The 26,417-nt window shown below is 35.8% G+C and carries 23 protein-coding genes and 2 pseudogenes; all 25 read left to right on the forward strand.

From position 1 onward, the window contains the following. Position 1: 1 nt before the first annotated feature. The 25 genes and pseudogenes from fliG (at position 2) to ABH959_RS01410 (ending at position 26,417) form a co-directional block, all read left to right on the forward strand. The gene (gene fliG / locus ABH959_RS01290; protein ID WP_002030936.1) at positions 2-1,006 is read left to right on the forward strand and encodes a flagellar motor switch protein FliG; all 1,005 of its coding nucleotides are present in this window, start codon (positions 2-4) and stop codon (positions 1,004-1,006) included. Beyond that, the gene (locus tag ABH959_RS01295; RefSeq protein WP_033706611.1) at positions 993-1,679 is read left to right on the forward strand and encodes a FliH/SctL family protein; all 687 of its coding nucleotides are present in this window, start codon (positions 993-995) and stop codon (positions 1,677-1,679) included. The genes fliG and ABH959_RS01295 overlap by 14 nt, the downstream gene beginning before the upstream one ends. After that, positions 1,676-2,980, forward strand: coding sequence for a flagellar protein export ATPase FliI (gene fliI / locus ABH959_RS01300; protein ID WP_404492182.1), 1,305 nt, complete (start codon positions 1,676-1,678; stop codon positions 2,978-2,980). Before ABH959_RS01295 ends, fliI begins: the two co-directional genes overlap by 4 nt. 115 nt (positions 2,981-3,095) lie before the next feature. Beyond that, the gene (locus ABH959_RS01305; RefSeq protein ID WP_404492183.1) at positions 3,096-3,506 is read left to right on the forward strand and encodes a cytoplasmic protein; all 411 of its coding nucleotides are present in this window, start codon (positions 3,096-3,098) and stop codon (positions 3,504-3,506) included. Positions 3,507-3,516: 10 nt separating this feature from the next. Continuing rightward, the gene (locus ABH959_RS01310; protein WP_404492184.1) at positions 3,517-4,626 is read left to right on the forward strand and encodes a flagellar hook-length control protein FliK; all 1,110 of its coding nucleotides are present in this window, start codon (positions 3,517-3,519) and stop codon (positions 4,624-4,626) included. A 3-nt stretch (positions 4,627-4,629) separates the two neighbouring features. Next, positions 4,630-5,208: a flagellar hook capping FlgD N-terminal domain-containing protein gene (locus ABH959_RS01315; protein ID WP_193664241.1), complete on the forward strand. Its 579-nt coding sequence runs from the start codon at positions 4,630-4,632 to the stop codon at positions 5,206-5,208. Between the two features lie 16 nt (positions 5,209-5,224). Continuing rightward, complete coding sequence (locus ABH959_RS01320; protein WP_098636170.1) at positions 5,225-6,448, forward strand: flagellar hook protein FlgE; 1,224 nt, start codon at positions 5,225-5,227, stop codon at positions 6,446-6,448. A gap of 49 nt (positions 6,449-6,497) precedes the next feature. Beyond that, positions 6,498-6,833, forward strand: a complete 336-nt coding sequence (locus ABH959_RS01325; RefSeq protein ID WP_404492185.1) for a DUF3964 family protein — start codon at positions 6,498-6,500, stop codon at positions 6,831-6,833. 365 nt (positions 6,834-7,198) lie between these two features. Then, positions 7,199-7,684, forward strand: coding sequence for a hypothetical protein (locus ABH959_RS01330; protein WP_012260675.1), 486 nt, complete (start codon positions 7,199-7,201; stop codon positions 7,682-7,684). A gap of 141 nt (positions 7,685-7,825) precedes the next feature. After that, a complete protein-coding gene (locus ABH959_RS01335; RefSeq protein ID WP_002126599.1) occupies positions 7,826-8,734 on the forward strand; it encodes a chemotaxis protein in 909 nt (302 codons plus the stop codon). 491 nt (positions 8,735-9,225) lie between these two features. After that, positions 9,226-10,173: a DNA-binding domain-containing protein gene (locus ABH959_RS01340; RefSeq protein ID WP_404492324.1), complete on the forward strand. Its 948-nt coding sequence runs from the start codon at positions 9,226-9,228 to the stop codon at positions 10,171-10,173. A gap of 83 nt (positions 10,174-10,256) precedes the next feature. Further along, positions 10,257-10,498 (forward strand): annotated as a pseudogene (locus ABH959_RS01345) (Ger(x)C family spore germination protein); the annotation flags it as partial. 448 nt (positions 10,499-10,946) lie between these two features. Then, positions 10,947-12,179 carry an N-acetylmuramoyl-L-alanine amidase gene (locus ABH959_RS01350; protein WP_002168735.1) on the forward strand — a complete coding sequence of 411 codons (1,233 nt, stop codon included), beginning with the start codon at positions 10,947-10,949 and terminating at the stop codon, positions 12,177-12,179. A gap of 548 nt (positions 12,180-12,727) precedes the next feature. Further along, positions 12,728-15,463 carry a sensor domain-containing protein gene (locus tag ABH959_RS01355; RefSeq protein ID WP_404492186.1) on the forward strand — a complete coding sequence of 912 codons (2,736 nt, stop codon included), beginning with the start codon at positions 12,728-12,730 and terminating at the stop codon, positions 15,461-15,463. A 154-nt stretch (positions 15,464-15,617) separates the two neighbouring features. Next, positions 15,618-16,394, forward strand: a complete 777-nt coding sequence (locus ABH959_RS01360; protein WP_002086470.1) for a TerC family protein — start codon at positions 15,618-15,620, stop codon at positions 16,392-16,394. A gap of 104 nt (positions 16,395-16,498) precedes the next feature. Beyond that, a pseudogene (locus tag ABH959_RS01365) lies at positions 16,499-16,691 on the forward strand (hypothetical protein). After that, the gene (gene fdhF, locus ABH959_RS01370) at positions 16,660-19,608 is read left to right on the forward strand and encodes a formate dehydrogenase subunit alpha (RefSeq protein ID WP_404492187.1); all 2,949 of its coding nucleotides are present in this window, start codon (positions 16,660-16,662) and stop codon (positions 19,606-19,608) included. Before ABH959_RS01365 ends, fdhF begins: the two are co-directional and overlap by 32 nt. A 159-nt stretch (positions 19,609-19,767) precedes the next feature. Next, positions 19,768-20,250: a helical membrane plugin domain-containing protein gene (locus ABH959_RS01375; protein ID WP_002012016.1), complete on the forward strand. Its 483-nt coding sequence runs from the start codon at positions 19,768-19,770 to the stop codon at positions 20,248-20,250. A 150-nt stretch (positions 20,251-20,400) separates the two neighbouring features. Then, positions 20,401-20,745 (forward strand): Na-translocating system protein MpsC family protein, encoded by a 345-nt coding sequence (locus tag ABH959_RS01380; protein ID WP_002012015.1) that lies wholly within the window; start codon positions 20,401-20,403, stop codon positions 20,743-20,745. A gap of 16 nt (positions 20,746-20,761) precedes the next feature. Continuing rightward, positions 20,762-21,559, forward strand: coding sequence for a formate dehydrogenase accessory sulfurtransferase FdhD (gene fdhD / locus ABH959_RS01385; protein WP_404492188.1), 798 nt, complete (start codon positions 20,762-20,764; stop codon positions 21,557-21,559). 20 nt (positions 21,560-21,579) lie between these two features. Then, a complete protein-coding gene (gene moaA / locus ABH959_RS01390) occupies positions 21,580-22,596 on the forward strand; it encodes a GTP 3',8-cyclase MoaA (protein ID WP_404492189.1) in 1,017 nt (338 codons plus the stop codon). Positions 22,597-22,803: 207 nt separating this feature from the next. After that, complete coding sequence (locus ABH959_RS01395) at positions 22,804-23,598, forward strand: formate channel (RefSeq protein ID WP_016094387.1); 795 nt, start codon at positions 22,804-22,806, stop codon at positions 23,596-23,598. Positions 23,599-23,622: 24 nt separating this feature from the next. Continuing rightward, complete coding sequence (locus tag ABH959_RS01400; protein WP_404492190.1) at positions 23,623-24,639, forward strand: molybdopterin-synthase adenylyltransferase MoeB; 1,017 nt, start codon at positions 23,623-23,625, stop codon at positions 24,637-24,639. A 19-nt stretch (positions 24,640-24,658) separates the two neighbouring features. Further along, positions 24,659-25,972, forward strand: a complete 1,314-nt coding sequence (locus ABH959_RS01405) for a molybdopterin molybdotransferase MoeA (protein ID WP_404492325.1) — start codon at positions 24,659-24,661, stop codon at positions 25,970-25,972. Then, complete coding sequence (locus ABH959_RS01410) at positions 25,953-26,417, forward strand: molybdenum cofactor biosynthesis protein MoaE (protein ID WP_098632118.1); 465 nt, start codon at positions 25,953-25,955, stop codon at positions 26,415-26,417. The genes ABH959_RS01405 and ABH959_RS01410 overlap by 20 nt, the downstream gene beginning before the upstream one ends.

Genomic DNA, 26,417 nt, shown 5'->3' on the forward strand with positions numbered 1-26,417 from the left:
AATGTTAGATGAAATCTCCTCCAAAGAGAAAGCTGCCATCCTCATTCGTACATTAAACGAAGAGGTGGCAGCAAAAGTCATTGAATATATGACGGCTGAGGAAAAAGAAGTGTTACTTCGCGAAATCGCGAAGTTTCGTGTATATAAACCAGAAACGTTAGAAAATGTACTAGGGGAGTTTTTGTACGAACTAAATGTAAAAGAGTTGAATTTAGTAACTCCAGATAAAGAATACATTCGTCGTATATTTAAAAATATGCCAGAAGACGAGTTGGAAAAATTATTGGAAGACCTTTGGTATAACAAAGATAATCCATTTGAATTCTTAAATTCACTTACAGATTTAGAGCCACTTCTTACAGTGCTTAATGATGAATCGCCACAAACGATAGCGATTATTGCTTCTTATATTAAACCGCAACTTGCTTCTCAATTAATTGAGAGATTACCAGATCATAAACGTGTAGAGACGGTAATGGGTATTGCAAAGCTTGAACAAGTAGATGGTGAATTAATTAATCAAATTGGTGAGTTATTAAAAGCAAAATTAAATAATATGGCATTTAGTGCTATTAATAAAACAGATGGATTGAAAACAATAGTGAACATTTTAAATAATGTTTCACGAGGTGTTGAAAAAACAGTCTTTCAAAAGCTGGATGAAGTCGATTATGCGTTATCTGAGAAAATTAAAGAAAATATGTTTGTCTTTGAAGACTTACTTGGTCTTGAGGATCTTGCGCTTCGCCGTGTATTAGAGGAAATTACAGATAACGGTGTTATCGCGAAAGCACTTAAAATTGCAAAAGAAGAAATTAAAGAGAAACTATTTACATGTATGTCTTCAAACCGTAGAGAGATGATTCTTGAAGAGTTAGATGGCTTAGGACCGCTTAAGATGACGGATGCTGAAAAAGCACAACAAACGATTACAGGTACGGTGAAAAAGTTAGAAAAAGAAGGAAGAATTATCGTTCAAAGAGGTGAAGATGATGTCCTTATTTAAAAACAGAATTCCGAAGAATTCTGTTTCTTTTTCTGAAGAAACGTATGAATTACAATTTCCGAAACCAGTATCAGTTCACATTGAAGAAGAGATACAAGTGGATCATGCAGAACTTCTTGCACAGCAAGATGCATTACATATTGAAATGAATCAGCTAAGGCAGCAGCAGCAAATGCTAGAACGAGAGCGTCAGCAGTTGTTGCAAGATAAAGAACAGTTTCAAATGCATATTCATGAACAAATGGAACAGATGGAAGCAGCGCGTATACAGTTTCAAAAAGAACAACAAGAAACAGCATACGAATGGACAGAGTTATTATGGAATCAATCTTTTCAGTTAGCAGAAAAAGTAGTGAATCAAGCGGTAGATTCGCGCTTATTAGACGTTTTGCCGATTTTAACAGGCATCGTGCAAACATTGCCTACTTCATTTGAAAAATTAATTATAACGGTTCATCCAGAAACATTTGAACGTATACAAGAAGAGAAAGAAAATACGAAAGAGTATTGGCTACTACAATTAGTAGAATGGAAGTATGATTTTTCTTTACAGTTTGGCGAATTTGTTCTGGAAGAAGAGAAAGAGTTTTTTGAGTTTAAATTTGCGCCTATATTTGCGAAGCTTCGTCATAAGTGGGAAGAAGAGAAGTTATTTGAGGAGCAAAATGTATGAACAACGAGCTAATGAATGAACATAATAAATGGAATACATTTATTGAAAGACCGTTTTATACGAAAGTTGGCAAAGTTCATAGTGTACAGGAGCAGTTTTTTGTAGCGAAAGGTCCGAAAGCAAAGATTGGAGATGTTTGTCTCGTTGGAGAACATAGTGTCTTATGTGAAGTAATTGCGATTGAAAAAGAAAATAATATGCTACTTCCATTTGGACAGACAGAAAAAGTATGTTACGGAGATGCAGTTACATTAATTGAAGAAGATGTTGTTGTACCTCGTGGTAATCATTTACTTGGGAAAGTGTTAAGTGCGAATGGTGAAGTGTTAAATGAGAGCACTGAAAACATTCCACTACAAAAAATAAAATTAGATGCACCGCCGATTCATGCATTTGAGCGTGAAGAAATTACAGATGTATTTGAAACGGGAATTAAATCGATTGATTCCATGTTAACGATTGGGATTGGTCAAAAGATTGGTATTTTCGCAGGATCGGGTGTTGGTAAATCTACCTTGCTTGGAATGGTTGCGAAAAACGCAAAAGCTGATATTAACGTTATTAGTTTAGTAGGAGAACGTGGCCGAGAAGTAAAAGACTTTATTCGAAAAGAATTAGGCGAAGAAGGTATGAAAAAAAGTGTCGTTGTTGTAGCAACGTCAGATGAAAGTCACCTTATGCAACTTCGTGCGGCTAAGCTTGCAACATCTATTGCTGAATATTTCCGTGACCAAGGTAATAACGTATTACTTATGATGGATTCTGTTACTCGTTTTGCTGATGCACGCCGAAGTGTTGATATTGCGGTAAAGGAATTACCGATCGGTGGTAAAACACTGTTAATGGAAAGTTATATGAAAAAGTTATTAGAACGATCAGGAAAAACGAAAAAAGGGTCAATAACAGGTATTTATACAGTGTTAGTTGATGGTGATGATTTAAATGGTCCTGTACCAGATTTAGCTCGTGGTATTTTAGATGGACATATTGTATTAAAACGTGAGCTCGCAACTCTTAGTCATTACCCTGCCATTTCGGTATTAGATTCGGTAAGTAGGATTATGGAAGAAATCGTATCGCCGAATCATTGGCAACTTGCAAATGAAATGAGAAAAATTTTATCTATTTATAAAGAGAATGAATTGTATTTTAAACTTGGAACAATTCAAGAGAATGAAGAAAATGCTTATATTTTTGAATGTAAAAATAAAGTAGAAGCTATAAATACGTTTTTAAAACAAGGTCGAACGGATAGTTTTCAGTTTGAAGATATTGTCCAAGCGATGCACCATATTGTATAAGATCTCGCCCTTTGAGGTCTTATTTTTTTGATTTTAATATTTCACAGATTTTTTTGTAAAAAAACTATATAATAGAAAAAGGTAACGTTATAATAGGAAGGGGCTATGAAAACGGGTGGATAAGCAGCAGTACGACACGATTAAATTGCAGATTAATCAAGAGAAAGAACATATCTTGAAAGAAGTGTACGAACTAACAGCTGAAAAAAGAAAAATAGAACAAAAAAAAGAATATGATCTATATGTTGTGAAATCACGCAATAAGGTTGTACAAACGGGACAACGTATTATGGCTGGTATGCTTTCATCACATACATTTTCACCTGAAAGAATAGAAGAATGGAATCGAAAAATTAAAAAAACAGAAGGTTTTATTCAAAAAAACGAAAGCTTTTTAGAGCAAATAAAAGAAAAAGAACGTGTCATTGATGAAATGTATGAAGAAGATTGTAAGAAGCTTGTGAAAGTAAAAGAAAAGCTGGAAGAAAAAATGCTTCTTGATTTAAAAATGTGTATGAACGGATGAGGTGGATGTAGTGATACAGTTTGTATTACCGGTGCAGCAAAGTTTACCTCCGCAAAAAGAAAAAGGGCTAGAAGTACAATCGAAAAATGAAAATTCTTCATTCGATAATACAATGAGAATTGAAAATAAAAAACAGCCGAAAACGGAGAAAACGAAACGAGAAGAAGCACCAGAAGAAGAGAAGAAAGAATATATTCTCGCAAAAAAAACGGTAACGAAAGAAGAGCCGATTGTAAAGAAAGAAGAAAAGAAAGAGACAGAACAGTTATTGTTAGCTGTATCTGAGCAGATGGTTGCAATTGAGCAATTGCGTGTGCAGCCAGAATTGTTATATCAATACATACAAAAAATACAGGCGTTATATAAAGAATACGGAAATATTAAAATGAATGAATTGCCCGCAGCTGAATTACAGCAATTACAAGAGCTTTTTTCTAATATGAATATTAAAAATGCCATATGTTTAGAAGATACAATGCAAATGGCGCTAGACAAGGTGACGATGCCAGAGCAAACGTTGCAAGTATTAAAAGTCGTAGAATCAGAAACTTGTAATATCGCAAAGAAACAAGAGGAGTCTAAGGAAGTAGAACTCCAGAAAGCTGAAAGCGATGATGTGAAGTTAGAGTTACCAGAAGTCGATCAATTAAACGATTCAAGTTCGGCCGGAGCTGAATTATTAAATAAGGCAACGGGGACTGATCAAATAGGAAAACAAAATAGTGGAGCTGAAAAGGTTACATTACCTGACTTAAGCAAGAAAATGGAAGCACAAGTAGAGGCTCTGCAAAAGTTTGTAGTGAAACAAGAACGTGTTTTATTCCAGCTAAATCCAGAGAAACTTGGTTCATTAACTGTATTTATGAAAAAGCATGGAGATCAAATTGAAGTCCATGTAGAAATGGAAAAACACGATGCGAAAAAGCGTGTTGAAATAATTTTTGACGAATTGAAGCTGAAATTAAAAGAAAAAGAAATTAATATTCAAATAAGTTATTCAGAAAAAGATGAACAACGTAAAGAACAGCGAGAACAAGAGCAAAGGCAAAAACAAAAATTAGCAAATACGAAACATGAGAAACAACAATCAAAAGAATTTGCGGGATTATTGGAGGAATAAAGCGTGCCAACAGTTGGATTAAATACAACGAGTACAAATCATATTCCGTTACAAGCAGGAGCGCAAAAAAGTAATGTACCTGTTAACGGTGTACAATCGCCAGTTCAACAAGCAAATGGAGTTTCAGCAGGAGAGCAAAAGACTCCTGGGGTAATGGGGAAAGATGATTTCCTAAAATTGTTTTTATCGAGTTTCCAGCACCAAGATCCATTTAATGCGATGGATATGAATCAAATGATGAACCAAACAGCGCAGTTATCTCTTATGGAACAAGTGCAAAATATGACAAAAGCAGTTGATTCTTTAAGAACGACGATGTATTCGACAGCGCTTGATGGCGGAATGAAGTTTTTAGGGAAATACGTAAGAGGGATCGACGGTGACGGTAAAAAAGTAACTGGTCAAGTTGAGACAGTTCGCCTTGCGGAAAATAATGATGTACAGCTCGTTATTGATAATAAGATTGTATCCCTTCGCTTTGTTGAGAGGGTGTCTGATAAACCGATTGGAGAAACGAATCCAGAAGATGCAAAGAACGACGATCAAAAAGTAACTGAAGAAGTAAAAACTACAAATTCATAAGGAGTGTACATACATTATGATTAAAGCGTTATATACAAGTATTACAGGGATGAATGCAACACAAAATGCATTAAGTGTAACTTCAAATAATATTGCCAATGCACAAACAGTTGGTTATAAAAAACAAAAAGCAATGTTTGATGATTTATTATACAACAATTCAATTGGTGCAAAAGGTGATGATAGATACGCAGGGACGAACCCTAAAAGTATCGGTAACGGTGTAAAAATGAGTGGAACGGTTACGGATTATAGCGATGGTACAATTACGTTAACAGGTGGTAAAACACAAGCAGCAATGGAAGGTAATGGTTTCTTCGTTGTAGGTGATTCAAAAGCTGGAAATATGGAATTTACACGTAAAGGGACATTTGCAATATCTTCAGATTACTATGTTACGAATACAGAAGGTCAATATGTATTCGCTTATCCAGCAGATCCATCAACTGGTAATGTTGACTTATCTGGTATCCCGGGACCATTGCAAATTCCAATGGGATCAGCAATCGGTGGTATTCGAACATCAAAAGGAGTTGTTGGAGGGAATATTCCAGCCGATGCAAAACAAATTACGCAAGAATTGCCTGTATACGATGATGCCGGTAATACATGGACAATGCGCGTGGAGTTTACACAAACTAGTGAACATAATTATAAATATACAGTACATATGCGTAACGACTCGAAGAAAGAAACAACGTTTAATGAGGTTCAAGGCGCAGGTGGTGATATGACGTTTGATGCGGTAGGAAAGCCAAATCAGCAAAATCCTGGGGCATCTATTCCATTTAATGGCGGCACAGTAAATTTAGATTTTAGTAAACTAACAAACCATCCGACAGAAAAAACATTAGCAGTAACAAACGTAGATGGTAGAGCAGCAGCGACTGTTAAAGATTGCTTTATTGCTGACGGTGGATATTTGATGGTGAAATATTCTGATGGAAGTATGAAAGCTGCGGGTCAATTAGCTGTTGCAATGTTCCCGAACGAAGGCGGCTTAATGAAAACTGGTAATGGTAACTATACAGCGACAAATACAACGGGTATTTTAGCAATGGGTGTATCTGGTCAAAATGGTGCAGGAAAAGTACGCGGTAGTGCACAAGAAGGTGCAAACGTAGATTTATCTGTAGAATTCGTTGATTTAATGTTATACCAACGTGGATTCCAAGGAAATGCGAAAGTAATCAAAATTTCAGATGAAGTATTAAATGAAGTTGTGAACTTAATTCGATAATAAATCGTAAAGAAAAATTGTAACATAGTAGAAAGGGTTTTATATTCGTATGACAAGACAAGAGCGAATTTTACAATTGCCTTTTTTTGAAAATAAACGTGAGCTTGCTGAGCAAATGTTAAAAATAGAACGAGAAGAGCATGTATATTTACCAGATCAATTTGAAATCAAACAAGTGCCTCCATATTCGTTTGGTGAAAAACAAGCAATCATTGGCCGTATACACGAGTTTTACTTCGTAAGTATTGGTAGTAGTGGTGTTTGGAAGTATCAACTGTTTAAAGATGAGATGAAGTGCCGTGAGTTTTTCGTTATGTTGCCGGATATTACAAATCAGCAGCTTGCTTTTTGGTTCAATAACATTGAGTTGTTGAAAGGGGCTTAAAAGCTTTCTTTTAGGTTTTGAGAGATGTCCTAGCGATGTGTAGTAGCGGTTAGTGCCTATGAGTGGCTCGCGCATTGTGAGAACAGAGATATGGAGTGGTTCTAGGTTAGTTGAAGTGGGGCGAGGACCTAGCTGAGTGTAGTAGCGGTCAGTTGCCTATGAGCGGCTCGTACATTGTAAGACGAGAGGTATGGATTGGTTCTAAGGTAGTTGAAGAGGCCAAAAGCCAAGTGTTTAGGTGGTGTCTCTTCACTTTTGGGAGAGAGGATTTATCCGAGTCTAGAAGCATTGATTTGAAATAGATTTAGATTAATTAAGATATTGTACAATTAGACTAAGTTTATATAAAAGGAGAGGTGAGGAGGATGGCGCAGAATAAGTATCGCGTTACATTCATTTCGCCAAGTGAGGTTGAGCAACGTACTGTAATGGCGGCGAGTAGTTTACCTAATTTAATACGTCAAGTAGAGAGTATTATTGCAGATCCGAACGGTTATTTTGTAAATGATAAAAAAAATAATTGCTATTTTAAAGTTATTAAAGAAAATGTTACGTATATTCAATATGAGTTACTATTTTCTGATAAGGAAATTCACATTGAAAAATTAAAGCATATGGCGCCTAGTGTACTGAAGAAATTATTTGAGAAAATAAATGATCCTGAACTATACGCTCTTTCGCTTATCGATGTTGATATAGCGACGAAAGAATATGTGCTAGGTGAAATGGGGCCAGAGCTAAGAATGAGAGTGGAAACAGAGCTTTCAAAAAAATGGGAAGCGATGCCCACAGAAATTGTAGGAGCACAAGAAGTGTTACTAGAGGCACTTGCTTCGTTTATACAAGATTAAGTTTTACCGGTAGTATTTCTACTTTAAAACTGTGAGAATCACTCAACTATCTATATTTTTCATATAGGTAGTTGACTTTTCGGTTTTAATAAAGCTTAATAATTAGATATACGGAATTAATGGAAGGGGAGCGACACCTTTATGTCACAAGCACAAAGTATTTTATTAGAAAGCGGAACAAACGAATTAGAAATCGTAACGTACACTGTTGGTGAAAATTTATTTAGTATTAATGTAATGAAAGTGCGTGAAATTATTAATCCATTCCCTGTTACAACTGTGCCAGAAGCTCATCATGCAGTTGAAGGTGTTGTTCAAGTACGTGGTGAAATTTTGCCTGTTATTAACTTAGCAACGGCTCTTAATTTAAAATCTATAAAACCACTTGATCAAACGAAATTTATCATTTCAGAATTAAATCAAATGAAAGTTATTTTCCGTGTTGATGAAGTGCATCGTATTCAACGTATTTCATGGGAACAAATTGATGAACCAGCTTCATTATCTATGGGACTAGAAGAAACGACATCTGGTATTGTAAAACTAGATGGGAAAATCATTTTACTATTAGATTATGAAAAAATTGTATGTGAAATTAGCGGTACTGGCTATGACAATAAATCACTTGCAGGATTAGAGCAAAAAACAGATCGAGCTGAAAAGGTGATTTATATTGCGGAAGATTCAGCGATGCTTCGCCAAATATTAGAAGAAACATTATCATCAGCTGGATATACAAAAATGAACTTCTTCAGTAATGGTGCTGAAGCGTTAGCACAAATTGAAAAACTAGCAAAAGAGCAAGGTGAAAAAATGTATGAACATATTCACCTGCTTATTACAGATATTGAAATGCCGAAAATGGATGGACACCATTTAACGAAAGTAATTAAAGATAGTGAAGTAATGAATCAATTACCAGTCATTATTTTCTCTTCATTAATTACAAATGAGTTGTTCCATAAAGGTGAGGCAGTTGGAGCGAATGCTCAAGTGAGTAAGCCTGATATTCAAGAGTTAATCGGGCTAGTTGATAAGTTAGTACTATAAAGCTTCTTTTAGTTGGAAGAGAGGAGCCAGCCATGTGTATAAAGACAGAAAGGTTGAGTGTTTCTGAGATATTTTTGTTTTTCTGTAGCCACCGTGGTAATAATGGTCATTCTTTCGGTTAATTAGTTAGCGTTGTGTAAAACCCTCACCTTTACTATAAAGGTGAGGGTTTTCTTACATGATGTTCAATTATTTCATCTATAAGATTTCGTGGTGACGCAAACTTTTTCGGTGAAAATATATTAGGAATACCATATAATATAATTAAGTAGAATTTTTCTGATATAATATTTTGCTTAGCTATTTTTTAATTTTTAATTTTTGTTAAAAATCATTTTTTATTTCGATACTTTTTATACCTTTTTGTATGTTAATTATTTGACAGACAATTTCGAAATGTTATAATATGGATATGTGGAAATTTCTATTTTCTTAAAAGACATGGGAGTCAGATGAGAATTGTGAAAGGATGAGGGGGAGTGACACATATTATGTATCACCACACAGCAATCAATGTATTAAGTCTTTTACAAAACATGTCAAATAATAAAACGAACGATATGAAATTAGAGGCGGAATTTAAAAAAATAGAGAAACAATTCCAAATCGGGTATGAAGAGCTAATCGATTTATATAATAGAATGGTATTATTTCAAATAGATATAGAAAAAAATGGCGGTATGCGAGAATATGAAAAATCAGCGATTACTTGGTTGAAGTCTGAACTAGAATTATTGTATGAAGTGTATCAATTTTGTCAACGTCATGGCTTAAACATCGCAAATATTTCAAAATATGTTAGTAAAAATGAATTGAATCTTTTTCGAAAAACGGAAAGTCAATTACAAAATACGTATTATAAATTAAAAAAACAAGAAATCCCGTTTGAAAATATTGAAAAACAAAAGCCGGGGCGAAAACGTAAATATGCACCTGTAAAAGAGACAATTGCTGAGACAAAACAAGAAAGTAAGCAGGAAGTAATTGAAGACGTTCGAAATGAAGATGATGAAAAAAGCCTCGTAACAGTTATATCTGGCATCGTGGATAACTTTGAAACAATTAGTCAATGTAGTGACAAGAAAGAACACGAATTGCATCAGTTCATGGAGGGAATCTATAAGCTTTCCAGTATGGCAGCAGAGCGTTCAAAAGATGAAAAGAATGCACGTGGTCTTGAAGGCGAATTACATTCATTACGAGCTGAAAATGAAAGATTAAAACGAGAGAAGGCAGAGCTCGTTCATGATATTAAAGAAATGACGCATCATTTAATTCATTTCATGACGAGCTCGGATATCGATCAAATTCGCACATTGCCTTACTTCGTAAAAGAGTGCAAACAAGATCTGCATAAGCTAGGGTTATATAACGCACAAGACGGTAAAATGAAAATTATGGTCGATCGTAGTGGACAGGTTATGACCGTAACGCAATAAAAAATTTGGGTACAAAATAAAAGGGAGATACATAGTGTATATGTATTTCCCTTTTATTTTGTATGGAATCGTTTCGGACAGAGGAAAAGTTACAATTAATTTTAGTAAATCAAAAATTTGTACAAAAGGAAGGGGCTAGGTCTTACTTTGTAGTATTGCGATCAGAAAAATACTAGGAATATGCGTATTGTCACTGTGAAAGGACTTAATACATAATGATTTTAAAGATAAACCGACTCTTCCTCAATATTTAACTGATTTAATTGAGGTGAATACGTTGTATAATCGTACAGTTGTTATTACATTTCATCAACAAACTTTTAATACGGAGAATTGAAGAGTAAAGTAGGATTCCAAAGCATAGCCAAAAAGGTGGCTGTTATAAGTTATTTGCCTACCAAGATAATTAATATTTGTTTAAAATATAAGATTACTATTTTATTATACCGAGTAATTATTCACATTATATAATAATTACTTGCTACATAATTAACATGGTTATCTTACAAAAATGTAAGGTTTTTTTAATTGACACTCGTACATACGAGTAACTATACTGGTTACACGACGTTGGTGAATATATTTAATAGTTTCTATCTATAAGTGTATGTCTCAGGATTCTTTTCGGAATAATAGTTCGATTTGTATTTGATATCTTTAATATAGGGATAATGCGGATTTAATCTATTCTTTATTCTAGGTCGTATTATTTAAAGATTAACTATAAATGATATATTTACCAACTTGTAATAATTTTTTAGAGGTGCTAAATTTTGAAGAAAAAATTAATTGCTACAGGAATTCTTGCTGGAAGTCTACTATCCTACTCATCTAGTGCATTTGCAAATACTCATAAATTCTCAGATGTTCCTGCATGGGCTGACAAATCCGTTAATTATTTAGTTGATAAAAAAGTATTGAGTGGTTATCCAGATGGAACTTTTGGTTCAAGTGATACATTAGATAGGGCTTCTGCGGCAACAATTATGACAAAGGCCCTTGGTATACATATTGACTTAAATGCAAAACCATCTTTTACAGATTCACAAAACCACTGGGGAACGCCGTATATTGCTGCTGCTGAAAAAGCAGGAATAATTAAAGGTGAAGGAAATGGAATATTTAATCCTTCTGGAAAAGTTACTCGTGCTGCAATGGCAACAATGTTAGTAAATGCATATAAGCTACAAGATAGAACAAATAGTAATGGGCAAAGTAAATTTGATGATTTAAAAGGACATTGGGGTGAAAAATTTGCCAATATTTTAATTGATTTAAAGATTTCTGTTGGTACTGATAATGGTTGGCAACCAAATAAATTCATAACACGTGCAGAAGCCGCACAACTTACTGCCAAAACAGATACCCTTCAATACAGTCCGAAAAACCCTTTAGAAAGTAAAACAATCATTATTGATCCTGGACATGGTGGTGCAGATCCCGGAAAGTCCACAAAAGGATTGCCTGAAAGTAAAATCGTATTAGACACTTCCTTACGCCTACAACAATTGCTCGAAAAACATACACCATTTACAGTTTTACTAACTCGTGAATCTGATACTAGACCTGGACATGACCAAAAAAGCTCTTTACAGGAACGTGTTAAATTTGCTAAGCAAAATGAGGGGGATATCTTTATAAGCATTCATGCAAATGCTTTTAATGGTAATGCAAAAGGGACCGAAACATACTACTATAAATCTTCTGAATCCGAAAAAACAAATCCTCATGTGGAAGAAAGTCGTGTGTTAGCGGAAAAAATTCAAACACGTTTAGTAGAGGCTCTTCAAACACGTGATAGAGGCGTTAAACATGGAGATCTTCATGTTATAAGAGAAAACGACATGCCAGCTGTGTTAACGGAACTGGCTTTTATAGATAATGGAATCGATTACAGTAAACTATCTACGGCAAACGGCAGACAGATTGCAGCAGAAGCCATTTATGAAGGGGTTTTAGATTATTATGAATGGAAAGGAAATAATGTATCTGAATATAGATTGTAATAGGTAAAAGAAAGTTTAGTAATTCTAGGAATATGAAATTTATAAATTGCTAAAGTATAGTTTTGTTATTTGAAATGTGTTTTAGTTTTATAGTGTATACTAGCACCGACTTATTAAGGATTATAAATAAATCGGTGTTTAAGTTAGCGTACTTAATGAATACTATAGAAGTTATGAAGAAAAAAAGATAAATAGATAGGGGCATACACCTACATTCATTATTTTTACGTGAAATTTTAATTTGAAAATAGTTAAGTTATATGATTCAGATGGGCAGTATACAATTAGTTCAAAGAAAACATTCTTTGAACTAATTAGCTATTAAATAAACTTGTTACATAAATAGTTCGTATAACAATAATTGATAGTGTTAAGGACATAGCTGTTCATATTTTTTTGTAATTCCTGTTATGGAATTGTTAAATATTTGCAGGTGTAATGTAAGGCTGCTTTATTTTGAAAGAAATCTTTTGAAATGGCCATAATATGAATAATAATTAGAAACAAATTTTTGAAAAAATGATGAAAGACTTAAGAAGGTGAATATATTGCTTAAACATTCACATTTGCAATTTATCTTATTAACAATAGCTCTAATATTCTATATAAGCTTTTGTTTTATATTTTTATTTGTTTTTCCGAATCATTATTTTGTATCAGATTTTAATATCCGACTATCATCCTTAGTTGTTGAAACTATTGTATTTATCTCATTACTTTATTCTATATTATCCGGAAAAATTAAGTTAGGAGTATTCTGGGTTTGCATTACTATTGCAATAGGGTGTTTCTTGATAGGGAATTTTATATCCGCTTTTCAAGTGCTTAATGTAGAATTACCAATACAAAATTTTAATATCTCTGATGTGTTTTTGTTGTTTTTCTTATTCTTCTTTCTCTTTGCATTCTTTTATAAAATCATTATGGAATGTAACAAGTGGGAAAAGGCGTATTTACTTTGTGATTTATGTATTGTTGTTACTGCTATTTTTACATTAGAGTGGTACCTGTTTAATAAACCTTCTGCAAATATCTTATTCTTATCAATTGGAGATGTTTTTCTCTCATTTATTTTTCCGATTATAGATTTATTACTTCTTTTATTAGGAGTTAGTCTAATCTTTCGACCAGCTATTTTTAATGCGAAAAGTAAATTATTTATTTTTATCCTCGTATTAACTGGATTGGCTATTACGGACTACTTGTATTTTTACTTACAAGATGATTTGTCAGATCGTTCACTTATATTATTAAGGTGTTTGTATAGAGTTTTCCTATTATTTATCGCTATTGCTGCTTCGATCTCAAAGAATGCATCTTCTAGAAGGAATTATTTCATTATCGATCCCACATTTGGGAAGAAACTTCTTGTTATATTTCCTTATCTTGCAGTTGCGGTATTAATTGGCTTTACTTTAAAAGAGCAAACTGCCTCGGCTACACTTATTACTGGGAATTGTATTGCATTTGTATTTGTGCTGATTCGTCATACTATCGTACGAATGCAAAACAGAGATTTAACCGAAATGTTAAAAGTGTTTAATAATCAATTAGAACAAAAAGTATCTCAAAGAACAGAAGATTTAATAAACAAATCCAATGACTTGGTCAAAAATCAAGAGAGATTTAAGTCATTATATGAGTATCATCCAGATCCTATTTTAACGATTAATTCAAATGGTACTGTGTTAAATATAAACCAGGCTGGAAGTATGTTATTAGGAAAAAACAGTGATGAATTAATAGGTAAAGAGTGCTTCTCGATTTTTTTAGACGAAGATAGATCTGAATTGGAAGCAGCTCTACAGGAAGGGAAACGATGCAGTTCGGCTTCGTTACAATTACGTGTGAAAAATAATAATGAGAAGGACATTCATTTTTGGTACGTCACCATTGTTCCTATTATGATAGAAGGACAAACTTTTGGGAGTTATGTAATGGTAAAAGACATTACGAGAATGAAGAAACAACAAGATGAGATAAACTATCTAGCATTCCATGATACAGTGGCGGAGATTGGAAATCGAATATTCTTCCAAAAAGAATTAGAAAAATCCATTGAGCGTGCACGAAAAACGCAGGGTGAATTTGGACTCTTGTATATAGATTTAAATCGTTTTAAAACCATTAACGATACACTGGGACATTCAATTGGTGACAGTGTTTTAAAAGAAGTTACTAAACGTTTTAGGACATGTCTGTCACCGGCTATTCCTCTAGCGAGAATAGGGGGAGATGAGTTTGCGATCATAGTCCATAACCACACAGAGCAACAGCTATTGGATTTGTGTGAAACTCTATTTCGTATAACTGAAGAAGCATTTGTAGTTAATCAACATAGTTTTTATTTATCTCTTAGTATAGGAATAGCGGTGTATCCGTTTGGAGGAATAAATACTACTACACTTTTACAACATGCTGATATTGCTATGTATAGTGCAAAGGAAAAAGGTAATAATGCTGTTTGCATGTATGACGAGACATTATCAAAAAAAATAACAAGACGATTACGATTAGAACAGGATTTACCGAAGGCATTAGAAAATAATGAGTTGTTTTTATTATATCAACCACAAGTTGACAGTAAGACTGGTATGGTTATTGGTGCAGAGGCTTTAATTCGTTGGCAACATCCAGAACTGGGACTTATTTCTCCTTTTGAATTTATACCTATCGCGGAAGAAACGTCGCAAATTATTCCAATTGGGAAATGGACGTTACAGGAAGCGTGTCGACAACTGAAAAAGTGGCATTCTGCAGGCTATGCAAATCTAAAAATGGGGATAAATTTATCAGCTATAGAGTTTGAACAGAAAGATTTTGTTCAAGCAATCATATCTACTATAGAAGAAGTAGGGGTACCTGCTAATTCGATTGATTTAGAATTAACAGAGAGAATAGCAATGGTAGATGAAAAAGAAACCTTATCGAAGTTAAAAGCATTAAAATCATATGGTGTACATTTATCAATTGACGATTTTGGTACAGGGTATTCTTCATTAGCATATCTCCCTTTGTATCCAATTGATACCTTAAAAATTCCAAGAGAATTTGTTAATAGGATCGGAAATTCTACTGATGGAAATGAAATTATTCATACCATTATTTCACTAGCGCATACTTTAAACATGAAAGTGATCGCAGAAGGGGTGGAAACGAAGGAACAATTAACAGTGTTACAACGTAATGCATGTTATCTAATTCAGGGCTATTACTACAGTAAACCTGTAAGTGAAGATGAATTCATCAAGTTTTTAAGCACAATGTCGCGTCACCTTTTCTAAGGAAACCACAATCTAGATTTGTTTTTTTGAAATTATAACAAATAGAGGACAGCAAAGTAACTGTCAAAATGTTTTAGCATTTAATTTGGCTTAATAGGAAATTCTAATGAGCAAAGACCTTATCTGATTTTAGTTTTAGAAAGGAGAGAAGCGGATGGATTCAATATGGCTAGAGTATGCTTGGGCATTGTTAATTTTAATCGGATTAGAAGGGTTGTTATCGGCTGACAATGCCCTTGTACTAGCAGTTATAGCCAAGCATTTACCCGAAGAAGAGAAAAAAAGAGCTATAAATTACGGGATTATTATGGCCTTTGTTTTTCGATTCGCAGCCCTTTTTGCTATATCATTTATTGCAAATGTTTGGCAAATACAGGCGATAGGAGCAGCTTATCTTCTTTACTTAGGATTAAAGCATGTCATTCAGGCGCAATTCGGAAAAAACAATCAAAATATTCACAAGGAAGATGAAAAGGAAGCAGCAGGAAAAAGCTACTGGTTCACAGTAGGAAAGATTGCATTAGCTGACCTTGCCTTTGCGATTGATTCAATATTAGCCGCAGTTGCTCTTGCTCTGGGGCTTCCGGATTCTCCGCTTGATGATTTCGGAGGTATGGATGGAGGACAGTTCATTGTTGTACTTCTTGGAGGGATAGCTGGACTTATTTTAATTAAATTTGCGGCAACTTGGTTTGTACAATTACTGGAGAAACGTCCAGCACTAGAAACAACAGCATATGCAATTGTTGCCTGGGTCGGCGTCAAACTTGCTGTAATTACACTTGCCCATGAGGATATAGGTATTTTAGATCATGATTTTCCGCACAGTACAACTTGGACTTTAATCTTCTATGGGGTATTAGTTGCCATCGCACTAATTGGTTGGTTTGCACCGGGAAGTAAGTCATCTCAGAATAATCCTAAAATGTAATACAAAGGTCAGAGCATTATGTGCTTTGTCCTTTGTAATGATATTTATATTGTGTATTTTTGGATTTAACGCTATAATTACAGTGTTAAAGATGGAATCGTGATATGACCTGTTATGAATCTATCATTTTATTTATGAATAAATGGATTGGTATTTTAGCAAGATGTGCTAATAAACTACTCCACCATGATGATAACGTGCCAAAAATGTGGTGCGTATATTTTCGTGGTGGAGTTTTTTTTATTCTCAAAAAGGGGGAGTAACCATGAACGACAGCATGGTTCATATTACAATTAACGGCAAAGAGTATAATGCTGAGCCTGGTTCAACGGTACTAGGTATCATTAATGAGAACGGAATTGAACATCCACAAATTTGTTACGTGCCGGAAGTGGATCCTATTCAAACGTGTGATACTTGTATTGTAGAAGTTAACGGAAAGCTTGTGCGATCCTGTTCTACTGTAGTGACGAGCGGTATGAATATTGAGCTGTCCTCTACTAGTGCGAAGGCAGCACAACATGAGGCGATGGACCGTTTACTAGAAAATCATTTACTTTACTGTACGGTTTGTGACAACAATAACGGGAATTGTAAACTGCATAATACGGCAGAATTAATGGAAATTGAGCATCAAAAATATCCTTATGAGCCAAAAGTTGATGCAGGCGAAGTTGATATGTCCCATCCATTTTATCGCTATGACCCGAATCAATGTATCGCGTGCGGTCAATGTGTAGAGGTATGTCAAAACTTACAAGTTAATGAAACGTTATCTATTGATTGGGAGGCAGAGCGCCCACGTGTTATTTGGGATGAAGGAGTAGATATTAACGATTCTTCATGTGTAAGCTGCGGTCAATGTGTAACAATTTGTCCTTGTAATGCATTAATGGAGAAATCGATGCTCGGTGAAGCTGGATTTATGACTGGGCTGAAGCCGGATATTCTTGAACCTATGGTCGATCTTATTAAAGAGGTTGAACCTGGATATAGCGGTATTTTCGCTGTGTCAGAAGTAGAAGCTGCGATGCGTGACATTCGTACGAAGAAGACGAAAACAGTCTGTACGTTTTGCGGTGTAGGTTGTTCATTTGAAGTATGGACGAAGGGCCGTGAAATTCTTAAAGTACAACCAACTTCTGAGGCACCTGTTAATGCGATTTCGACTTGTGTAAAAGGAAAATTCGGTTGGGATTTCGTTAATTCTGAAAAACGACTTACGAAACCTTTAATTCGTAAAAATGGAGTGTTCGTTGAATCAAGTTGGGAAGAAGCGCTTCATGTAGTGGCGAATAAATTGGGCTCTATTAAAGAAGAGTACGGTAAAGGCTCTATCGGCTTTATTTCTTCTTCTAAAATTACGAATGAAGATAATTATGTTATTCAAAAATTAGCGCGTCAAGTGTTCGAAACGAATAACGTTGATAACTGCTCACGTTATTGTCAATCACCAGCGACAGATGGATTGTTCCGTACAATTGGTATGGGCGGAGATGCAGGGACGATTAAAGATATCGCACAATCGGGTCTTGTTATTATCGTCGGTTGTAACCCAACAGAAGGTCACCCTGTGCTAGCGACTCGTGTGAAACGTGCGCATAAACTTCACAGTCAAAAACTAATTGTTGCAGATCTTCGTAAAACTGAAATGGCAGAGCGTTCGGATATCTTTATTAGTCCAAAGCAAGGAACGGACCAAGTATGGTTAATGGCTGTTACGAAATATATGATTGATCAAGGTTGGCACGATCAGCAGTTCATCGACGAGAATGTAAACTTCTTTGATGATTTCAAAGATAGTCTCGCGGAATATACGCTTGAATATGCAGAAGAGATTACAGGCATTTCAAAAGAAACGCTCGTTAAAATGGCAGAAATGATTCGTGATGCAGACGGTACGTGTATTCTTTGGGGAATGGGCGTAACGCAAAATACTGGTGGTTCAGATACTTCCGCTGCAATTTCAAACTTACTTCTTGCAACAGGAAACTATCGCCGTCCAGGTGCTGGCGCATATCCGCTTCGAGGTCATAATAACGTACAAGGTGCTTGTGATATGGGAACACTTCCAGGCTGGCTTCCAGGATATCAGCACGTTACTGACGATGTAGAACGTGCGAAATTTGAAATAGCTTACGGAGTAAAAATTGATAACAAACCAGGTCTTAATAACATTGAAATGCTTCACGCAATTGATGAAGGAAAAATGAAAGCTATGTATCTTGTTGGAGAAGATATGGCTCTTGTAGACTCTAACGCAAATCACGTACATGAAGTGTTATCAAGCCTTGAATTCTTTGTCGTTCAAGATGTGTTTCTTTCTAAAACAGCTCAATACGCTGATGTAGTATTACCAGCAGCGCCATCTCTTGAGAAAGAAGGTACTTTTACAAATACAGAGCGTCGTGTACAAAGATTATATCAAGTGCTTCCAACGCTAGGAGATGCGAAACCAGACTGGTGGATCGTGCAGGCAATTGCTAATAATTTAGGCGCAAACTGGAGCTATAATCACCCAAGTGAAATCTTTGCGGAAATGGCAAGCTTATCATCACTATTTGCACACGCAAACTATGAAGTGCTTGAAGGGTGGAACAGTTTCCACTGGGGAAGTTTTGATGGTACGAATACGCCGCTTCTATTCAAAGATGGATTTAACTTCCCGGACAAAAAGGCTCGTTTTGCGATAGCTGATTGGGTACGTCCTGCTGAATTCCCAGCAGAATACGATCTTCACATTAATAACGGCCGTATGCTTGAACATTTCCATGAAGGGAACATGACAAATAAATCAACTGGTATTCAATCGAAAGTACCAGGTGTTTTCGTCGAAGTTTCTCCAGAACTTGCAAGGGAACGCGGAGTGAAAACTGGTTCGTTAGTACGCCTTGTTTCTCCATTCGGAGCACTAAAATTACGTGCACTTGTAACGGATCGTGTAAAAGCGAATGAACTGTATTTACCGATGAACTCGACGGATAAAGAATCGGCAATTAATTTCTTAACAGGTCCTGCCGTTGACTTACGTACAAACACGCCGGCATATAAGCAAACGAAAGTACGTATGGAAGTGTTAGAAGTTGATGGCGAAAATCCGATGCCAAAAACGAACCCGCGTAATAAAAAGCGTCATCCTCAAAACGGAATTGAGGTAAATCGTAAGTGGGCTCGTCCAGGATACGTACATTTAACGGATAAAGTGAAACTTTAATCAGTGGGGGTTTTCTTTATTACCCACTGATTATTAGCTCGCACCAATCGGGCGTTTACGGGCAGCCCGACCCCACCTAAATTCTTTGCTTTCGCTGAATTTTGAGGTAGGGTTCTTACTGCCTGCAAATAGCGGGATAACTAAGGGGGAGAAAAGAATATGGCAGCACCTATTCAAGCGATCCAGAAGCAGGAGCTAACTGAGGAAGAACTTAAACAACAAAAACTCGAAGCTTTAAAAGAACTGCTAGCTAATAATGAAGATGCTTTAAATCAAATGTTTAATATAGTAGGTGAATTAAATGACATTGGGATGCTGGAAGCAGCAAATTCTATGCTGAAAGCGAAAGAACCAATCGCAAAAATCGTTCTAGGCCAAGTCACTCGTGAACCAGTTACAAATTTAATTAATAATATGATGGGCGCTGCAGGAGCTTTAACAGAACTTGATCCGGAACTTACGAAAAAGCTTATAGGTAGCGTATTGACAGGTATGGATGAAGGAAACCAGCATCTGCAAAGCAATAAAAAAGTAGGAATATTAGACCTTATGAAAGTACTGAAAGACCCAGATATTAATCGTGCTATCGGATTTGGTCTTCATTTCTTAAAAGGTATGGGTAAAGGGTTAAAAGAAGAATAGATAAGCAACAATAATAGTATTTCATATGTTGTTTGCGTACTTGAGATAATTGTAAAAGATGATCCATTTCGTCTCATTATTAAATAGTTTAGACGAAATGATCATTTTGTTAAAATAGTTGTGATGGAATAACTAGGAAGGAATGAGAGTATGTCAAAAATGGTACATGAATTTAATGATATGATCCGAAAGCTTCGAAAAGAGTTGTTCGGGAAAGGGCCGGAAAGAATTCATACTGTATTTACCGAGAACATGGCGATTGCAACACTTTATGGGAATTTAACACCTACTGAAAAATTTATTTCGGGAACTACGGATGGGGCGGAAATGGTTCATATGGCTCGAACGAAAATGATTCAAGAAGTGTATGTGGCTAATCCTCATGAACATTTAGAAGAACTTGTTGGTGCGAAGTTAGTTCATCTGTTTTCTGATATGAAAGTAGATGAAGATATTGCAGTTTCCGTGTTTGTTTTTGATAAAAATATAACGTGAGAGAAGGATGCTCATCGTGAAATCGATTCAGGTGGAACGGAAAATTTTTAAATATGAGCAAGGGGAATTTAAACATATAGAGGACAGCATTGTAACAGAGTTTCCTGTTACGGTTAAAATTAACGGCCAGGAATTTGTTACAATGGTTAGTACTCCAGAGTATATTGAAGATATGGTAATTGGCTTTTTAGCCTCTGAAGGTATTATCCGAAAGTATGAAGATATTGATGAAATATGGGTGCAAGAAAAAGAAGGCTATGTACATGTAAAAACGACGAAAATCAATCCTTATTATCGCGACATACAAAACAAACGTTATATTACTTCGTGCTGTGGAATGAGTAGGCAAGGGTTTGTTTTCGCAAACGATGCGCTGACTGCGAAAGAAATGAATGACATTCGCGTAAAAATCTCTGCCGAGGATTGTTTTCGGTTAATGAATGATATGCAGCAATCTGCGTCTACGTTTCAACATACAGGCGGCGTTCATAATGCAGCTTTATGTAATGTGAGTGGAATTGTTTTAAGCCGCATGGATATAGGAAGACATAACGCTTTAGACAAAATTTACGGCTATTGTTTAAAAAATAACATTTCGATTGGTGATAAAATTATTGTTTTTAGTGGACGTATCTCTTCTGAAATTCTATTAAAAGTTGCGAAAATTGGCTGTGAAGTAATATTGTCAAAATCAGCTCCAACTGAGTTAGCATTAGAACTGGCGGAGCAGTTAGGGATTACTACAATAGGCTTCATTCGTAATAAATCTTTAAATGTATATACGCATCCAGAGCGGATTATAAATATAAAATAAGTAGAAACGAGGCAATAATCATGAAATCTGTTACATTAGACAAATTAGATCGTCCTTTAAAGGATTTACGTATTTCTGTTACTGATCGCTGTAATTTTCGCTGTCGATATTGTATGCCAGAAGAAATATTTGGTCGTGATTATTCTTTTTTGTCTAATGATAAAATTTTATCTTTTGATGAAATTGAAAGGATTACACGTATTTTCGTTTCTTTAGGTGTAAGAAAGTTACGTATTACCGGAGGAGAGCCTTTACTTCGAAAAGACTTACCTGAACTCATACAGCGGTTAAACGAAATTGATGGAGTAGAAGATATTGGTTTAACGACAAATGGATCATTACTTAAAAAGTTTGCTCCAGATTTATATAAGGCGGGTTTATCTCGTGTAACAGTTAGTTTAGACTCGTTAAATGAAGAACGATTCTCTTATTTAAATGGGAATAGAAGTAAAGTAAAAACGGTTCTTACGGGAATACAGGCTGCAGCGGAAGCCGGAATGAAAATTAAAATGAACATGGTTGTCCAAAAAGGGAAAAATGAAGAAGACATCGTTCAGATGGCAGAGTACTTTAAAGAGAATAAGCATATCCTTCGGCTCATTGAATATATGGATGTCGGAAATTTTAACGGCTGGGAATTAGGTGAAGTAGTTTCTAAGCAGGAAATAGTAGAGATGATTCATAAAGTGATGCCGCTTGAACATATTGAAGCGAACTATCCTGGTGAAGTTGCAACACGTTATCGTTATGTTGGTAGCGAAGAAGAAATAGGAATTATTTCATCTGTAACGGATTCGTTCTGTTCATCATGTACAAGAGCGCGTATTTCTGCAGAAGGAAAATTGTATACATGTTTGTTTGCTTCTAAAGGAAACGATCTTAAAGAATTACTTCGCTTTGGATATACGGATGAGGAGATTACTAATGTTATTCGTGACATTTGGAATAATCGTTCAGACCGTTATTCAGACGAACGGTTAAGCAATACGAATAAAAAAGCAATGCCGAAAATTGAAATGTCGCATATCGGTGGCTGAGAAGCTACTAAGAATGTAGATTCTCTTTGTTAACGTAAATAGTGGGAAATGTGCAAGTTTTGTACACTTTCTATGAGTATAGTAAAAATGATGATTGATATTTCTGTAAGAGATATGCAGAGAGATTAAGCAGCATTCAAAAATCCTTACGATGTTAAGGGGTTTTGGTGCTGCTTTTTTTAGATGAGAAAAATGGAGGAATTGGTTATGGCATTTCATAAACCGGAACAAATTGCTGCGCTTGTGATTGAATCCGGTGTTCAAAAGGTGGGGCAACCGCTATCAGCGATGCTTATTCTTGGTTTTTTAGGAGGAGCATTCATTTCATTAGGATTTTTACTTAATATTCGTGTTTTAGGTAATGTACCGGAGCAGTGGGGAAGTTTAGTCAATTTTATAGGAGGAGCGGTTTTTCCTATTGGACTTATGCTCGTTGTTTTAGCAGGAGGAGAATTAATTACGGGAAATATGATGTCGATGGCCATGGCACTGTATGCACGGAAAATTTCATTGAAACATGTGTTAAACAATTGGGCGTGGATCACTTTAACGAACTTCGCAGGTGCACTTTTCGTAGCGTATTGTTTCGGTCACCTTGGCGGGTTAACTGAAGGTGCGTATTTAAATAAGACGATAGCAATAGCTCAAGATAAGTTACATGAATCTTTCGGAAGAACGTTAATTTTAGCGATTGGCTGTAACTGGCTCGTTTGCCTTGCGATTTGGTTAGCGTACGGAACGAACGATTTAATTGGGAAGATTGTTGGAATTTGGATTCCGATTATGGCATTTGTCGTAATTGGGTTTCAGCAAGTAGTAGCAAATATGTTTGTCATTTCAGCAGTTATTTTTGCGGGTCACCTTACGTGGATGGATCTTGCGAAAAACTTTGTGCCAGTCTTTATCGGAAATGTAATTGGCGGAGCTGGATTTGTTGGATTCGCTTATTTTTCTTGTTATCAGAAACAAAGTGCTACCGAAGAAGATGTATTGAAAAAATAACAGTATTTGAAAGGAAGGCACCTCATGATAGAGCGGTATTCACGACAACAGTTGTTCACTCCTATTGGAAAAGAAGGGCAAGAGAAAATTAGAAATAAGCATGTATTAATAATAGGGGCAGGTGCATTAGGAAGTGCAAGTGCAGAGGCGTTTGTACGTGCAGGTATCGGGAAATTAACGATTATTGATCGCGATTACGTAGAATGGAGTAATTTACAGCGGCAACAACTTTACGCTGAACAAGATGCGATAGAAAAGTTGCCAAAAGCAATCGCAGCGCAGAATCGTCTCAAACAAATTAATTCAGACGTGCAAATTCAGGCGCTAGTAATGGATGCAAGAGTAGATAATATAGAAGCTTTATTAGGTGGTGTCGGTGTCATTATTGATGCAACAGATAATTTCGATATTCGGTTTGTAATCAATGATATATCACAAAAATACAATATCCCTTGGATTTACGGTTCTTGTGTCGGAAGTTATGGCATGAGCTATACAATTATTCCGAAGAAAACACCGTGCTTACATTGTGTACTGAAAAGTGTTCCTGTTACAGGGGCGACGTGTGACACAGTTGGAATTATTAGTCCAGCTGTTCAAATCGTTGCAGCGTACCAAGTGGCAGAAGCATTCAAAATTTTAGTAGAAGACTATGAAGCAGTTCGGAAAACTTTTTTAATGTTTGATATATGGAGTAATCAATATCATTCTATCAAACTAGGAAAAATCAAAATGGAAGACTGTCCTTCGTGCGGAACAAATAGAACTTATCCTTATTTATCATACGAAAATCAAACGAAGACAGCTGTGTTATGTGGAAGAAATACAGTTCAAATTAGACCGGCGCATAATAGACATTACAACTTTGATGAGTTAGAAAAAGTATTAAAGAACCACGGGAAAGTTGATCGGAATCCGTATTTGCTCTCTTGCCAATTAGAAGAGTATCGCATCGTCATTTTTCATGATGGTCGTGTATTTATTCATGGCACGAATGAAATTCAAAAAGCAAAACAACTATACTATCGGCTATTAGGCTAATAGAAAGGGATTGGTAATGATGGAAAGAAGGGTACCGATTACAGTTGAAGAGGCTGTTCGTAAAGTGATGGCATTTGCTAATTGTGGTGTAAAAGAACTAGTACCACTGGAATTAGCATATGGGCGTACGTTAGCAGAAGATTTAGTGGCGGATCACGATGTGCCTTCTTTCAATCGCTCGCCATATGATGGATTTGCTATTAGGGCAGAAGATACTTCGCGAGCAAGTCGTGAGAATCCGATCGTATTTGAAGTAATTGGTGAAATTGGAGCAGGTTCCGTATTTCCTACAGAAGTAGGAGCGTTTCAAGCAGTTCGAATTATGACAGGGGCACAAATTCCGAAAGGATGTAACGCGGTCGTCATGCTAGAACTGACTCGTCATCGTCAATATGAGAATATCGGAAAAAGCTATATGGAAGTGAGGCGCTCATTTAAAGAAGGGGACAATATATCCTTTCAAGGTGAAGATGCACGTAAAGGAACCGTTCTCGCAAAAAGGGGTTGTTACATTAATCCAGGTATTTCTGCTCTTCTTGCTACATTCGGTTATAGTGAAGTGCCAGTAGCGAAAAAGCCTGTTATTGGACTATTAGCGACTGGGAGTGAACTTCTCGATGTAAATGCAGAACTACAACCTGGGAAAATTCGAAATAGTAATACGCATATGATATCGTCTCAAATTCGAAGAGCAGGTGGAAGAGTAAAATACTTTGGGAAGTTTAGCGATGATTTGAATACGTGCTACGAAGCAGTGAAAAAAGCGTTAAGCGAAGTGGATATGTTAATTACAACTGGTGGTGTTTCGGTAGGCGACTATGACTATTTGCCAGCTATATACGAAAAATTAGGCGCATCAGTTCTTTTTAATAAAGTAGCCATGCGGCCGGGTAGCGTCACGACTGTAGCGCAATTAAACGGAAAATTATTATTTGGATTATCAGGTAATCCATCTGCTTGCTATGTAGGTTTTGAATTATTCGTAAAACCTAGCATTCGTGCATATATGTTTAGCGAAAAACCACATGTAAAACGAGAAAAAGCAATGCTCGGAGAAGATTTTCTAAAACCGAATCCATTTACAAGATTTGTACGAGGTAAGCTGAAGTATAACGAAGGACAACTAATCGCTTATCCATCAGGATTTGATAAATCTAGTTCCGTTTCTTCATTAGCAGAATCAAACGTTTTTATTGTACTACAGGGCGGTACGAGAGGATATAAGAAAGAGATGTTTGTAGAAATTCTTTTATTAGAAGATAACGAAGGTAGTGAATGGCCTTGGACATTCCGCAAAGTAGGGAGAGGTTTTGATGGGACAAGCACGATTTGAAATTGTCGATAATCCGATTGTAGTTGAAGAAGTAACGAATAAAGTAGCAAGACGAGAAGCAGGAGCAATTACAACTTTTATAGGAACGGTTAGAGAATTAACGAAAGGAAAACGAACGTTACATCTTGAGTATGAAGCATATAAACCGATGGCAGTAAAAAAGCTTACTGCAATTGGAGAAGAAATTAAGAAAAAGTGGCCGGATGCGAAAATAGCAATCACGCACCGAGTAGGACGATTAGAAATAATGGATATCGCCGTTGTCATTGCAGTATCGTCACCGCATCGTAAAGTAGCGTACGAAGCGAATGAATACGCAATTGAACGTATAAAGGGAATCGTCCCAATTTGGAAAAAAGAATTTTGGGAAGATGGAACGGAATGGATTGGAGATCAACTTGAAAATACTCCGTATCCAGAAGGAAAGCCAAAGAAAGAAGAATGA

Source organism: Bacillus sp. RC51 (assembly GCF_044908115.1).
GTDB lineage: Bacteria > Bacillota > Bacilli > Bacillales > Bacillaceae_G > Bacillus_A > Bacillus_A mycoides.

Coding starts and splice junctions, on each gene's coding strand:
- fliG (WP_002030936.1), top strand. CDS start 2: ATGTTAGATGAAATCTCCTCCAAAGAGAAAGCTGCCATCCTCATTCGT.
- ABH959_RS01295 (WP_033706611.1), top strand. CDS start 993: ATGTCCTTATTTAAAAACAGAATTCCGAAGAATTCTGTTTCTTTTTCT.
- fliI (WP_404492182.1), top strand. CDS start 1,676: ATGAACAACGAGCTAATGAATGAACATAATAAATGGAATACATTTATT.
- ABH959_RS01320 (WP_098636170.1), top strand. CDS start 5,225: ATGATTAAAGCGTTATATACAAGTATTACAGGGATGAATGCAACACAA.
- ABH959_RS01325 (WP_404492185.1), top strand. CDS start 6,498: ATGACAAGACAAGAGCGAATTTTACAATTGCCTTTTTTTGAAAATAAA.
- ABH959_RS01330 (WP_012260675.1), top strand. CDS start 7,199: ATGGCGCAGAATAAGTATCGCGTTACATTCATTTCGCCAAGTGAGGTT.
- ABH959_RS01335 (WP_002126599.1), top strand. CDS start 7,826: ATGTCACAAGCACAAAGTATTTTATTAGAAAGCGGAACAAACGAATTA.
- ABH959_RS01340 (WP_404492324.1), top strand. CDS start 9,226: ATGTATCACCACACAGCAATCAATGTATTAAGTCTTTTACAAAACATG.
- ABH959_RS01360 (WP_002086470.1), top strand. CDS start 15,618: ATGGATTCAATATGGCTAGAGTATGCTTGGGCATTGTTAATTTTAATC.
- fdhF (WP_404492187.1), top strand. CDS start 16,660: ATGAACGACAGCATGGTTCATATTACAATTAACGGCAAAGAGTATAAT.
- ABH959_RS01375 (WP_002012016.1), top strand. CDS start 19,768: ATGGCAGCACCTATTCAAGCGATCCAGAAGCAGGAGCTAACTGAGGAA.
- ABH959_RS01380 (WP_002012015.1), top strand. CDS start 20,401: ATGTCAAAAATGGTACATGAATTTAATGATATGATCCGAAAGCTTCGA.
- moaA (WP_404492189.1), top strand. CDS start 21,580: ATGAAATCTGTTACATTAGACAAATTAGATCGTCCTTTAAAGGATTTA.
- ABH959_RS01395 (WP_016094387.1), top strand. CDS start 22,804: ATGGCATTTCATAAACCGGAACAAATTGCTGCGCTTGTGATTGAATCC.
- ABH959_RS01400 (WP_404492190.1), top strand. CDS start 23,623: ATGATAGAGCGGTATTCACGACAACAGTTGTTCACTCCTATTGGAAAA.
- ABH959_RS01405 (WP_404492325.1), top strand. CDS start 24,659: ATGGAAAGAAGGGTACCGATTACAGTTGAAGAGGCTGTTCGTAAAGTG.
- ABH959_RS01410 (WP_098632118.1), top strand. CDS start 25,953: ATGGGACAAGCACGATTTGAAATTGTCGATAATCCGATTGTAGTTGAA.